12 protein-coding genes and 1 pseudogene are annotated in these 12,702 nt (G+C 68.2%); 5 read left to right on the top strand and 8 right to left on the bottom strand.

Translation table 11 applies throughout. The features are described 5' to 3' along the window. Positions 1-46: 46 nt before the first annotated feature. Together ACW173_RS15155 and ACW173_RS15150 are read right to left on the bottom strand one after the other, a co-directional pair. Complete coding sequence (locus ACW173_RS15155; RefSeq protein ID WP_492080824.1) at positions 47-973, bottom strand: S1/P1 nuclease; 927 nt, start codon at positions 971-973, stop codon at positions 47-49. 50 nt (positions 974-1,023) lie between these two features. Continuing rightward, complete coding sequence (locus tag ACW173_RS15150; protein ID WP_492080823.1) at positions 1,024-1,335, bottom strand: DUF3253 domain-containing protein; 312 nt, start codon at positions 1,333-1,335, stop codon at positions 1,024-1,026. A 105-nt stretch (positions 1,336-1,440) separates the two neighbouring features. On the opposite strand from ACW173_RS15150, the gene ACW173_RS15145 reads away from it, so the two are divergent. Next, positions 1,441-1,893: a PaaI family thioesterase gene (locus ACW173_RS15145; protein ID WP_492080822.1), complete on the top strand. Its 453-nt coding sequence runs from the start codon at positions 1,441-1,443 to the stop codon at positions 1,891-1,893. Here the strand turns inward: ACW173_RS15145 and ACW173_RS15140 are convergent. The 6 genes and pseudogenes from ACW173_RS15140 to ACW173_RS15115 all read right to left on the bottom strand — a co-directional run bounded on the left by ACW173_RS15140 (position 1,890) and on the right by ACW173_RS15115 (position 7,706). Continuing rightward, a complete protein-coding gene (locus tag ACW173_RS15140) occupies positions 1,890-2,513 on the bottom strand; it encodes a glutathione S-transferase family protein (protein ID WP_492080821.1) in 624 nt (207 codons plus the stop codon). The genes ACW173_RS15145 and ACW173_RS15140 overlap by 4 nt on opposite strands. A 39-nt stretch (positions 2,514-2,552) precedes the next feature. Further along, complete coding sequence (locus ACW173_RS15135; protein ID WP_492080820.1) at positions 2,553-2,966, bottom strand: endonuclease domain-containing protein; 414 nt, start codon at positions 2,964-2,966, stop codon at positions 2,553-2,555. A 70-nt stretch (positions 2,967-3,036) separates the two neighbouring features. Then, complete coding sequence (locus ACW173_RS15130) at positions 3,037-4,317, bottom strand: NupC/NupG family nucleoside CNT transporter (RefSeq protein ID WP_492080819.1); 1,281 nt, start codon at positions 4,315-4,317, stop codon at positions 3,037-3,039. Positions 4,318-4,484: 167 nt separating this feature from the next. Beyond that, positions 4,485-4,571 (bottom strand): annotated as a pseudogene (locus ACW173_RS15125) (hypothetical protein); the annotation flags it as partial. A gap of 37 nt (positions 4,572-4,608) precedes the next feature. Beyond that, complete coding sequence (locus tag ACW173_RS15120; RefSeq protein WP_492080818.1) at positions 4,609-5,505, bottom strand: EF-hand domain-containing protein; 897 nt, start codon at positions 5,503-5,505, stop codon at positions 4,609-4,611. A 113-nt stretch (positions 5,506-5,618) separates the two neighbouring features. Beyond that, positions 5,619-7,706, bottom strand: coding sequence for a S46 family peptidase (locus ACW173_RS15115; RefSeq protein WP_492080817.1), 2,088 nt, complete (start codon positions 7,704-7,706; stop codon positions 5,619-5,621). A 159-nt stretch (positions 7,707-7,865) separates the two neighbouring features. Between ACW173_RS15115 and ACW173_RS15110 the strand changes: the two genes are divergently transcribed. From ACW173_RS15110 to ACW173_RS15095, 4 genes are all read left to right on the top strand, one after another. Then, a complete protein-coding gene (locus ACW173_RS15110; RefSeq protein WP_492080816.1) occupies positions 7,866-9,068 on the top strand; it encodes an ABC transporter permease in 1,203 nt (400 codons plus the stop codon). Continuing rightward, positions 9,065-9,814 (top strand): ABC transporter ATP-binding protein, encoded by a 750-nt coding sequence (locus tag ACW173_RS15105; protein ID WP_492080815.1) that lies wholly within the window; start codon positions 9,065-9,067, stop codon positions 9,812-9,814. The genes ACW173_RS15110 and ACW173_RS15105 overlap by 4 nt, the downstream gene beginning before the upstream one ends. A 21-nt stretch (positions 9,815-9,835) precedes the next feature. Continuing rightward, a complete protein-coding gene (locus ACW173_RS15100) occupies positions 9,836-10,843 on the top strand; it encodes an HlyD family secretion protein (protein ID WP_492080814.1) in 1,008 nt (335 codons plus the stop codon). A gap of 87 nt (positions 10,844-10,930) precedes the next feature. After that, complete coding sequence (locus ACW173_RS15095; RefSeq protein ID WP_492080813.1) at positions 10,931-12,076, top strand: glycosyltransferase; 1,146 nt, start codon at positions 10,931-10,933, stop codon at positions 12,074-12,076. The last annotated feature ends 626 nt before the right edge of the window (positions 12,077-12,702 follow it).

Here is a 12,702-nt window from a genome sequence, read left to right as displayed (position 1 = left end):
CTCGCCACTTAAGTCCGGCCGGCGCGAAAGCAAGCCTGACCGCGGTTCAGGTTGGCATCAGCGCCAGGACCTCGGCCAGACGATAGCCCGCCTTGGCGATCCGCGCGTCGGCGACGCCGCGCATCTTGTCCGTATAGCCGGCCGGCAGCGCCGGGGCCTTGGCCTGGGCAGGATCCGTCTTGATCGCCCCGTCGCGATAGGCTTCCGTCTTGGCCAGGTCCCAGCTCTCCTTTTGCCAGCCGTGCAGCGAAGCCTGGACGTCGGGCTTGAGGTCGCCGTGCGCCGGGCGCGGATGGCTTCTCTCGACCCGCGCGGCCATCATGTCAGCATCGACGTATCGGTCCGGCGCCGGACGATTGGGGGCCATGTCCCAGATGTAGTGGATCGAGATCGGCGCCCCGCCGGGCCGCGGACGGACATAGGCGATCGTCCCGCCCCGGTCGGTCTTGGGATAGGTCAGCGACAGCCAGTGCCCGGTATGCAGCGGCTGATGCAGGTCACCGACCAGATGCATGACCCAGCACAGGGCGATGGCCCGCTGAGCGCCGGGCGCCTTGGGATCGCGGGCGATGGCCAGCTTGTCCCGGAAAGCCTTGTCGGCCCCGCCCACCTGGAACGGGAACACGAACCGCGCCCACGAGACCACCTTCAGCGCATAGTGCCATTCGGGGTGATCCTGGGGCGTATCGCGGGCGTCGTCGGGCCAGACGGCCATCAGGGCGAACAGGCGCCGCTCGCGCGCCTTGCCGCTCAGACCCGCCAGCCGCTGCTCGAACAGCGCGCGGTCGGGGTGGTCGCGCATGATCGCCACGATGGCGGCGACGGTCTTGGGGTTGCGGGTCGAGAGAACGTCGTAGGCGATGTCGCCCGTCGCCAGATGGCCCGGAGCATCCCAGGCCCTGGCCGGCGCGGGCGTCAACGCGCCCAGGACGACCGCCGCCGAGACGACGGCGCGGATCACGGCTTTACGCATGACGCCCTCCCTTGTTGATTGAGAGAGGACACAGGTTCAACCTATCGAGGTCAAGCCTCTTGCGTATCGTCCCCGGCGTCATCCTCGGCGGTCTGGTCTTCGAACGAGGTCGGATCGCCTTCCAGGCGGGTGCGGATGCGATAGACGCCGCGGAATTTCTCGGGATTGACCGGCTTGTTGTGGCGCAGGATCACGACCTTGCCCTCGCGGGCCAGTTCGATGGCGTTGGTGCGCACGTGGCCCAGGATCTGCTGCCAGCGCTCGGGCTGGACCGCCTTGGCGACGTTCATCGGGTCGATCGACTTGCCCTCGGCCAGAGGCGCCAGCAGGGACAGGATCGTGTCTTGGATCGGGGAGGTCATGAGCGCTCCCTTGCCACGGATTGTCAGCAGAGGCGAGACCGACGGCTTGCGCGGATCGTCCCAGGCCCTTAGCTGGTCCTCAAAAGAGACTGAGGGGACATGGCCATGGACGGCGGAAACGACATCTGGAGCGGCCCGCGGCTGGTGGAAGACGGCGAATGGGCTGGCTGGCGCACCTGGTCGGGCATGGATCCGTTCGAGGATCAGTCCGGGCCGTTCTTTTTCAAGGAAGATGAGGACGGCGCGATCACCGCCGCCTTCCGCGCCGAGACCAAACACATGAATGGCGGCGGCTTCATGCACGGCGGCTGCATGATGACCTTCGCCGACTACTCGCTGTTCGCGATCGGCTGGAAGGCTCTGGCCGACAGCCGCGCCGTGACCGTCAGCCTCAATGGCGAGTTCATCGGCCCCGCCCGCCCCGGCGACCTCGTCACCGCGACCGGCGAGGTGATCAAGGCCGGTGGCTCGCTGCTGTTCATCCGCGGCCTGATCTCGACCGGCAGCGGCCCGATGCTGAATTTCTCGGGCGTCGTGAAGAAGATCCGCAGCCGTTAGGCCGCCATCCCCGCCTTCGCCGCCGGGCGTTCCAGCATGGCGTCGAACCAGCGGTTCACGTGGGCCAACTCCGGATCCGGCCGCCACTTGATCATGCGGCCGAAGTCGATGCTGGCCACGGCCACCACGTCGGCGATGGTCACCCGGTCGGTGGCGATGAAGGCGCTCTCGGCCAGGCGGCGATCCAGCATCTTCAGGCTGCGCTTGGCCCCTTCGAGGTTATAGGTCGCCACCTCGGGGATCTGCGCCTCCAGGGCCGCCATGCCCGGATGGCTGTGGCGCACGCCCTGCATGATCGGCGTGGCGACCATCATCTCGGTGCGTCTTAGCCACATCTCGATGATCGCCGTCTCCTTCGGATCGCGCCCGAACAGGTTCGGTTCGGGATAGATGCTCTCCAGGTACCGGCAGATGGCGACGGACTCGGTGATCACCGTCCCGTCGTCCAGCTCCAGGGCCGGCATTTGCGCGATCCCGGCCTTGGCGCGGTACTCGGCCGACCGGTGCTCGCCGCCCATGATCGACAGCGTCACGACCTCGATGTCGTCGATCCCCTTCTCCGCCATGAACCAGCGAACGCGCCGAGGATTGGGCGCGCGGAGGCAGTCATAGAGTTTCATGCGGTTTCCTCCCGTTGCCAGGAGGATGAGCGCTTTCCGTCACGGAACAAAAGCCCTTCCCCCTTGATGGGGGAAGGGTTGGGATGGGGGTGACTGCTGGATCGCCGCCGCGACGCGCTCGGCCACGAGGTACGGGTTGCCGAATGCCTCACCGTCGCGCACGCGCATCACCCGATAGCCCTGCTCGGCGAGCCAGGCGTCGCGTTCGGCGTCATGCAATTGCGCTTCGGGATGGTCGTGCCAGCCGCTGTCGACCTCGATCACCAGGCGTGCGCCATGATGGACGAAGTCGGCGATGTAGCGGCCGGTCGGCGCTTGGCGGCGGATGTGGAGGTCCAGGGCGCGAAGGGCCTTCCAGAGGGCCTTTTCGCTGACGGTCATCTCTTTCCGGAGACGACGGGCGCGCTTGACCGCGCCGGGGGCGTGACGCGGTCTTGGAGTTTCTTCGGACACGCTGTCACCCCCATCCCCAACCCTTCCCCCATCAAAGGGGGAAGGGAGAGGCGAGGCAACCAATAGTTGATTAAAGCCCGAACAACGCCCGGGGCATCAGGCCGATCAGGGAGCCGGTGAGGCACGTGGCCAGGAAGCCGGCCATCATGGCTTTCCAGACCAGGCTCAGCACCTCGGCGCGGCGCTGGGGGACCAGGACCGAGAAGCCGGCCACGTTCATGCCGACCGAGCCGATGTTGGCGAAGCCGCACAGGGCGTAGGTCATGATCATGCGGGTGCGTTCGTCCAGCGTGGTGGCGCCAATCTTGGCCATCTGGATGAAGGCGGTGAACTCGGTGAGGATCAGCTTCACGCCCAGCAACCCACCGGCCGCGCCGGCTTCCTTCCAGGGCACGCCCATCGACCAGGCCAGGGGCGAGAAGACCACGCCCAAGCCGCGCGAGATGCTCAGCGGCTGGCCGCCGACCATCGGCATGGCGCCCAGGATCTTGTCGACCATGGTGGCCAGGGCCACGAAGACGATCAGGGTCGCGCCGACGTTCAGCGCGATCTGCAGACCGTCGGTCGTGCCCTTCATCACCGCGTCGATCGAGCTGCCATAGGTCTTGTCCTCGGCCGAAAGATCCAGGTCTCCGCCCTTCTCCATCGGGTCCGAGGGCACGATGATGCGGGCCAGCAGAACGCCCGCCGGGGCCGAGATGATCGAGGCGGTCAGCACGTGGGCGGCGGCGTTGGGCAGCACACCGGCCAGGATCGTGGCGTAGGCGACCATGGTCGAGCCCGAGACGCAGGCCATGCCGACCGTGATCAGCATGAAGAGCTCGGAGCGCGACAGCTTGTCGAGATAGGCGCGGATGAAGATCGGGCCTTCGATCTGGCCCATGAAGATGGTGGCGGCGGTCGCGAGGGCCGGCGGGCCACGCAGGCCCAGCGTCTTCTGGAAGATGAAGCCGAAGCCCTGGGCCAGCCACTTGAGGATCTTCCAGTGCCACAGCAGCGCCGACAGAGCGCAGACCACCAGGATCACCGGCATGACCCGGAAGGCGAAGATGAAGCCCGCGCCCGGATTGCTGACCGGATACGGCTGGTCGCCGCCGGCCAGGAAGCCGAACACGAAGGCGGTGCCGGCCTGAGTCGAGCTGCCCAGCCCCTCGACCGCGCCATTGACGCCCCGCATCAGTTGCTGGGCCTGCGGCAGGCCGAACAGCACCAGCACCAACAGCACTTGGACGACGAGGGCGGCGATCGCCAGAACCCACGGGAATCGCTTGCGATTCTCGGAAACGAGCCAACAGAGGCCCAAGGTGAGCGCCAGACCCGCCAGGGCCTGAACGTTCTCAGGACGGAACATCAAGACGAAGACCTTACTAAAGTGGCGCGCGCCCCCGCGACGCCGGCCAAGGGCGAAGAATGACACCAAGTCAGCCGTCGCACGCAAGCGCCTTGAGTAAGGAATGGTTAAGGACGTGACCAGATGCCTAAGTCAGAGCCTGCTTACCAACGCAACCGCCCCCTATAACCGTCATCCCGCGCTTCATGCGCGGGACCCATCCGTCCGCCGCAGGTGCGGAGCCGGATCGCGCTCTCACGTGCAAGCTGAACCATGGGTCCCGCGAACAAGTCGCGGGATGACGATGTAGGTTTATGCCGTGACACTCGTCCCACTGCTGGCCTTGCTGTCCGACGACGTCAGCGCCGTGTCCAGCTGCGCGAGCAGCTTCTGCATCAGATCCGCCGCGGCCGTGGAACCCGAGAGCAGACTGGTCAGCGACGTCTCCGTTTCCGTCTCCTTCCCCTGGTCGAGCAGGGCCTGGAACTCCTCGCCGCTCAGCGAACCGTCACCGTCCTGATCGGCGGTCTTGATCAGGTCCGAGGCGGCGCTGGTCGCGTCCGTGCCGTCGCCGCTGTCCGCGGCCGCCAGTTCGTCGGCCGAGACGATGCCGTCCTCGTTGGTGTCCAGGCTGTCGAACACGCCGCTGGCGCTGGAGGAACCACTGGCGCTCTCCGTCCCACCGCTGGGCGGCGGCCCCGGCGGCGGACCGCGCATGGCGCGGGTCGACTGATTGGACGAAGCGGTGGAGATCGCGCTGGAGATCTCCGCGCTCGACAGGCTGCCGTCGCCGTCGCTGTCGAGGGCCGCGACGATGTCGGAGGCCATCTTGTCCTCCAGCCCCTGGCCCTTGACCTCGTCGGGCGCATTGGCGGCCAGGGCGGTCGAGATCTCGCCGCTGGTCAGCAGGCCGTCGCCGTCGGTGTCGCCCGCCGACATCACCGAGCCGGCGACGTCGTCGACCGACTGGGTCGACAGCAGGGCCGACAGGGTATCGCCGCCGAAATGTTGGCCAGGTCCGCCCCCGCCGCGCATGGGCGGTGGGCCGCGATCCTGGCCCGAGCCCTGCACATTTTGCCCGATCGACTGGAACTCGGCCTGCGACAGCTGCCCATCGCCGTCGGCGTCGGCGGTCTTGAAGGTCGCCGCCTGCTGCAGCTGGCGTAGCTGCGCCAGGCTTGTAGAGCTTGTCGCGCTGGTGACGCTCATATCGCTCTCCCTTGGTTGAAGCGTCGAAAGGCCGACGCCCCCGAAGAGGAGCTAGAAGTGTTCCAGCTTGCCACGTGTTGCGGGCGTGAAACGAAGCGCCTCGGCGCGCCCCGTCAGCGCCCCGCCAGCTCTTTCACCAGATCGGCGCGCTCATAGACCTTGTCCAGCGCCTGGGTGATCGCGACGGCCGACAGCGAGACGGTCCGGTTGCGGGTCCCGTCATAGCCGTAGGCCCCGCCCAGCGACGGCAGGTTGCCGTCGAAGGCCACCCCGATCAGCCTTCCCGCCGCGTCCAGCACCGGCGAGCCGGAATTGCCGCCGACGATGTCGTTGGTGCTGACGAAGTCGAAGACGGTGTCGGGCTTCAGCGCGTCCTGGGCCTCCAGCCAGCGCGGCGCGGCGGCGAAGGGATCGACGCCGGTCACCCGATCGTAGAAGCCAGCGAAGGCGGTCGTGGCCGGGATCGCCCTGCCCCGCTCCTCCCAGCCGGCGACCTTGCCGTAGGACAGGCGCAGCGAGAACGTCGCGTCCGGATAGGCGCTGTCGCCCAGCACGGCGAAACGAGCCCTGGCGAGCTTCTCGGCGGCGATGTCGACCGGTCCCGAGACCTGGGCCTCGTAGGCCGCCCGGGCCTCGCGGGCGACGGGATCGACGCTCAGGACGAAACGGATCAACGGATCGTCCGAGGCCTGGATCGCCGCGAGGCCGCCCTTCCAGAGCGCCATCCGTATCTCGGGATCGGAGAGCGCGGTCTCCGACAACGCCCTGGCGACCCGTTCGGGGCTCTCGCGGCCCAGCAGCGCCCGGACCCGCGGGTCGTCGACGGTCAGGGCCTCGCGCGTCTTGAGCAGCCAGTGCTCCAGATAGATCCGCTCCAGTTGAGGATCGGCCGGCGGCGCGTCGGCCAGCTTGCGCTCGATCAACGGCAGGCGGGCGTCGACATATTCGGGCAGGCGCTCGGCGTCGGGCTTCTCGCGCTCCTGGGCCGCGCGCACCAGCAGGCGGGCGTAGTAGTAGAGCTCGGAATTGCCGCCGTATTCCAGCATGCGCCAGGGCAGGAACAGTTCGGCGGCCGCGTTTTGGGCCCTCGCGATGTCGTCCCAGGCCGCGCTGGTCCGCGCCGCCAGCGCCGGATCGGCGGCGACCTTGGCGCGCAGGGCGATCTCGTCGGCGCGCTTGGCGTCCAGGAAGGCCTTGTCGTTCAAGGTGAACTGCTTGCCCAGGCCCAGCTTGTAGCTGTTCTGCACCCAGGCCAGGGCCGGGCTGGCGACACGGGCGCGCTCGGCGCCTTCCTGGCCGAACTGGATGAGGCGGCCGCGCAGCTCGGCCCTCTGCAGCTGCAGCACCGGCAGGACGAGGTCACGCTGGGTTTCCAGCTGGGCCACGGTCAGCTGGCGCTCGGTCGAGCCCGGATTGCCGACGACGAAGGTCGGCTCGCCCGGGACCGGCGGCGTCTCGCGCCAGGTCAGATGCTCCGGAGTCGTGGCCGGCTTGCCGTCGACGTACAGCCGCACGAAAGCGACGTCGAACGCATAGCGCGGGAAGTTGAAGTTGTCGGGATCCCCGCCGAACGCGGCCGAGGCCGTCTCGGGCGTGAAGACCAGCCGCACGTCGTTGTAGCGGCGGTACTTGTAGACCTTGTACTGGCCGCCCCGGAAAAAGCCGATCGCCTGGCAGCGCAGGGTCTGGTCCATGCCGCAGACCGCCAGCTCGGCCACCGCCATGGCCCCGTCGCGAGCCCGCGTGAAGTCGCGCCCGGTCTTGCCGACGCCGGCGCCGCGCACCTGCTCGGTGACGTCGATGATGGTCAGCAGCACCTCGGCCTGGACGCCTGCGCACTTGCGCTCCTCGTCGCGGCCGTCGGTCAGAAAGCCGTCCTGGACGTAGTCCTGGCCGTCACCCGTGGATAGCGCCTGGGCGCAGTCGGCGACACAGTGGCTGTTGGTCACCGCCAGGCCCTGGCCGCTGACCAGCCCTGCCGAGCAGCCCGTGGTCAGTCGCACGGCCGAGGCCTGAGCCGCGTCCAGCCAGGCCTGGTCCAGGGTCACGCCGGTCGCCGCCGCTATGCGCTCGACGGGGATGTTGTCGAAGGTCCACATGCCTTCGTCCGCCCGAGCGGCCATGGGCGCGGAGGCGGCCAGCGCCAGCACCAGGCCGGAAGCCGCGCGAAGGATCGTGGTGGGCGGATCGGATTTCAGCACTGGAGATGTCGTTAGCCTCGCCGAGGGCGCCCAGCCAGCCCGTTCCGCGCGTCACGCGAATATTTCACGCGAGAAATGCGCCTTACCCCGATTTAACTTGGCCACTCCACGATCGCCCGTCATTGCTGCAACCAACGGTTTGGGGGAGCAAGAGTCGTAATGTCGTTGGCCTTGGCCACTCTTCTCTACGAGTGGCGACGTTACATGGCGGCGGTGGTCGCCCTGGCCTTTTCGGGCCTGCTGGTCCTGGCCTTCCTGGGCATGTTCATGGGCATCGGGAAAGCCTTCACCGCCCAGATCGACCGCGCTCGCGCGGACATCATGGTGCTGGGCCCCGGGGCCACGGCGCTGTTCAATGGCGGCCCCTCGGGCCTGCCGCGCCGCATGATCCCGCTGGTCTACAGCCATCCCGAGGTCCTGCAGGTGGCGCCGCTGGACGGCTCCGGCGGTCGTTTCCAGAACATCCTGTCGCCGGAGCAGATCGCCAAGGCCGAGGCTCGCGCCAAAGCCGCGGGCAAGGGCAAGGGCGGCGGGGGCGGCGGCCGCAAGACCGAGTTCGTGAACGTCACGGTCATCGACGCCATTCCTGGCTACGTGACGGTGCCCACCGATTATACCCAGTCGATGATCGAGGCCTTGCGCCAGCCCTATACCGTCGCCGTCGACCAGACGGCGCTGGGACGCCTGGGCGTCAAGAAGGGCGACAAGGCTCTCTACAACGGCAAGACCGTCACCGTGGCCGTCGTCACCACCGGCTACCCGAACATGATGCAGGCCTCGCTGGTCATGTCGCGCGACACCCTGCGGATGCTGGGCGAGGCCGACACCGGCCAGCGGGTGGGCCCGCTGATGGTCAAGATCGCCGATCCCTCCCGCGCCGAACTCGTCGCCGCCCAGCTGAACGCCAAGGCCGACGGCAAATTCCGCGCCTGGACCCGCCAGGAACTGGCCGACGCCAACTCCAACTCGATGCTGAAGGAGAGCTTCATCAGCATCATCCTGGTCTTCGCCCTGATCATGGGCGCGGTGATCGGCATGGCCATCACCTGGCAGACCCTGCGCGGCGCGATCATGGCCAACATCAAGGAGTTCGCCTCCTTGCGCGCCCTGGGCGTGTCGATGGGATCCCTGCGGACCATCGTGATGGAGCTCAGCTTCTGGGTCGGCGTCGCCGGCATCCTGATGGCGGGCGTCTTCACCTGGATCGTGTCGAGCCTGGCGGCGATGGGCGGCCTGCCGATGTCCTTCCCGCCCACCATGGTCATCGCCATCGCCTTCTTCCTGCTGGTGATCGCCATCCTCTCGGGCCTGCTGTCGCTCGGCATCCTCAAGAAGAGCCAACCCGCGGATCTCCTGCGATGAGCGTCAACAACAGCCACAAGCGCGGCGAAAGCGCTCTCACCGCCAAGGGCATCGTCAAGCGGTTCAAGACCGGCCGCACCTTCATCGAGGTGCTCAAGGGCGTGGACTTCGACGCCAAGCATGGCGACGTGACCATGGTCATGGGTCCCTCGGGCTCGGGCAAGTCGACCCTGGTGGCGGCCCTTTCGGGCCTGCTCAAGCCCGACGAGGGCAAGGTCAGCGCGCTGGAGGCCAGCGACCTCTGGGCGCTGTCCAGCGGCAGGATCGACAAGTTCCGCCTCGACCACTGCGGCTTCATCTTCCAGGGCTTCAACCTGTTCCCGGCCCTCACGGCCAAGCAACAGGTGATGACCGCGCTGAAGTACCAGGGCGTAAGCCCGGGCGAGTCCGCTCGCCGCGCCCAGGCCGCGCTGGAGTCGGTGGGCCTGGGCCCGCGCGTCAACCAGCGGCCGGCCGAACTGTCGGGCGGCGAGAAGCAGCGCGTCGCCATCGCCCGCGCCCTGGCCAAGAACCCGAACCTGATCTTCGCCGACGAACCGACCTCGGCCCTCGACGGCAAGAGCGGCGAAACGGTGATCAAGCTGCTGCGCGCCGCCGCCACCGAGCGGGGCGCGGCGGTGATCTGCGTGACCCACGACCCGCGGCTCGAGGCCTATGCCGACCGCGTCATCCACATCGAAGACGGCCGGATCCTGGACGACGTGCGCAGAACGCCCGACGCCAATCCCGCGCCGCTCAGCCACTGATTTCCTGGGGGAATTTAGAAAATGCCCGCGTTCCTGCGCCGCCCCGCCTTCTACGTCATCCTGGTCGTCGCGCTCGTGCTGGGCGGCGGCTTCTTCTACATGAAGGGCCAGGCGGCCGAGAAAAAGAAGAAGCTCGAGATCGCCGCCGCCCAGGAGGAGCCCTCCCCCTACGCCGCCATCGCCCAGGGCAAGGCCGACGTCGAGGGCGGCGTGATCCAGGTGGCCGCGCGCCGCCAGGGCATCGTCCGCGAGGTCTATGTCCAGGAAGGCGATATCGTGAAGATGGGCCAGCCGCTGGCCAAGCAGGAGGACGACGACGTCCGCCTGGCCTCGCGGACCGCCGCCGCCGCGTTGTCTTCGGCCCGCGCCCAGCTCCAGCTGTTCCAGGTGCAGCTGCGCACCGCCCAGCGCGAATATAACCGCCTGCAGAACCTGGCCGCCTCGAACTTCGTGGCCGTCCAGCGCCTGGACGCGGCCAAGGACCAGATCGCCTCGGCCCAGGCCAATATCGGCGCCCAGCAGGCCGCGATCGGCGTGGCCTCGGCCCAGGTCGCCCAGGCCCAGTACAACCAGGAATTGACGATCATCCGCGCTCCGGCCGACGGCCGCATCGCCCGCCGCCAGGCCAATCCGGGCGCCGGCGCCTCGACCCTCAACGTCACCGCGATGTTCGACCTCGAGCCCAACACCCAGCGCATCGCCCGCGCCGAGATCGTCGAGGCCGACATCCCGAACGTGACCATCGGCCAGGAGGTCGAGATCCAGCCGGAAGGCAATCCCGACAAGACCTATACCGGCCACGTCCTGCGCCGCGCCGCCGTCTTCGGCGCCCGCAAGCTGGCCTCCGACGACCCCAGCCAGCGCAGCGACGAACGCGTCGTCGAAGTCGTGGTCAGCGCCGACGGGGCGCCGCTGCTGGTGGGCCAGCGCGTGCTGGTCAAGTTCATGAAGCCCGGCCAGAAGGCTGGAGTGAAGCGGGACAAGCCGGCCGCGCCGGTGGCCGGCGGGATGACGAAGAAGAAGGCGTAGGACTTACCAATAGCCGGGGTCGGGCGGCCCTGGCATCGGATTGTTACAGTACGGCGGTAGCGCTGGTCATCCGCGCCGGAGGCCGCCATGCGTCACGTCTATCTCTACGTCCACGACCTGCGGTCCAGCGGTGTGGTGCGCAACGCCATCGACTTCGCCAAGCGGCTCGCCCAAGACCATCCGACCACCCTGGTGGTGGGCTACGGCGAGGGATTTTTCGCCGAGGAAGCGGCGCGCGGGCCGTTCGCGCTGAAGGTGCTAGCGCCCCGGGAAGGCGTGCTGGGACGCGGTGTCGCGGCCTTGCGGCTTCGGGTCTGGCTTTCCCGCCAGCCCGCGGGCGCGTTGATGTCGGTGGGCAACATGGGCCATTGGACTCCCTTCCTGGCCTGCCAGGGCTTCAGCCACATCGCCCGCATCTATTGCATCAGCAATGAGGTGGCCCGCGACGACGGCTTCAAGAGCCGCGCGCGCCTGGCCTGGATGAAGCTGCTGATCCTGGACGCCGCCCGGATCGTCGTGGTTGGCCGCGCGCTGCGCCGCTTGCCGCTGTTCGCCAAGGCCATCGCGTCGGGCCGCGCGGTCGAGCTGCCAAACGGCGTCGACAACGCCCTGGCCGCCCGGCTTGCCCAAGCGCCAGCGCCGCATCCCTGGCTCGTGGAACAGGTCCCCGTCGTGGTCGGCATCGGCCGGCTGCGGCCGCAGAAGAACTTCGACCTGTTGATCGAGGCCATGGGCCGCGCGCGTCAGACGCGACGCCTGCGGCTGGCGATCATCGGCGGCGGCGCCCCGGCCGAGCAGGCCCGGCTGACCAGCTTGGCCGAGGCCGCCGGGCTGGGGGAGGATTTCCTCCTCGCGGGCGAGACCGACAATGTCTTCGCCTGGCTCCGCCGCGCGGCGGTGTTCGCCCTGCCGTCGCGCTGGGAGACGTCGTCGCTGGCGTTGCTCGAGGCCCTCGCGGCAGGCGCGCCGGTGGTGGCGTCCAGGCTCGCCGGCGACGCGGCCCTGGTGCTGGAAGAGGGCCGCTATGGCCTGCTGTTCGATGGCCAGAATCCCGACGCGCTCGCGGCGGCGCTGCTGGCCCAGGTTGAGACGCCGGTCCGGCCGGGCGATCGCGCCCTGGCCTACGACCTAAGCCTCACCAACGACGCCTATGCCGCGCTCATCGTGGAGGTCCTGGCGTCCGGCTCGGCCCGCTGGACGCCATCCACGGGCCCCGCTTTCGCCGGAGCATAACTAAGGCCCGGCGCTCGGCCCACGCCTGACCTTGTGACGTAACCGCGGAAAACACCCCCGCAGCCGCGCTGTCCCTCTTAGCGGACATTCCAACCTTCCGTCATTCCGTCACGAGGGGGAATGATGCGTGGTTATGGGGATTGGCGGGCGTCCATGCTCGGCGTTCGCGACATCGAAGGTAGCGAAATCAATCGCTTGTCGATTTTACGCACACCTGAATGATCCGCGCTCGAAACCCCCGCGATACTAACCGCACCTGACGGCTTGGAAGGGACGTCCGGCCGGCGATCGTGACGGCTGTCAGGGGTGGTCGAGCGGGAAGCGCTCGCCGGGTCTCTTTCGGGAGGCTCGCCTTCGCGGCGGATCCAGGCGCAGGTTCCCTGAAACATCGGAACGAAGCCCTGGCGGCGAAGGCTTGGCGAACGCGGCAGGCGTGGGCTGAAATCGCCCGCGTATTCCGGGACCGGGGTCGTCGCCCCGGCCCGCCCGTCGGGGGCCTCTTTCGGAAGCGGGTTAAGACCCCGCGCGTCGAGGGCTCACCGGATAACGGCTGCGCGGAGCGCTCGGCTTCGTCGAAACGGTAACACTCATACCTAAATCCGGGCGGCGCCCGGGCGCTCTGCTTC

Source organism: Caulobacter sp. ALps2, assembly GCF_058681635.1.
Note: the sequence above shows the minus strand (reverse complement) of the source record. Positions and strands in the feature narration are given on the sequence as shown.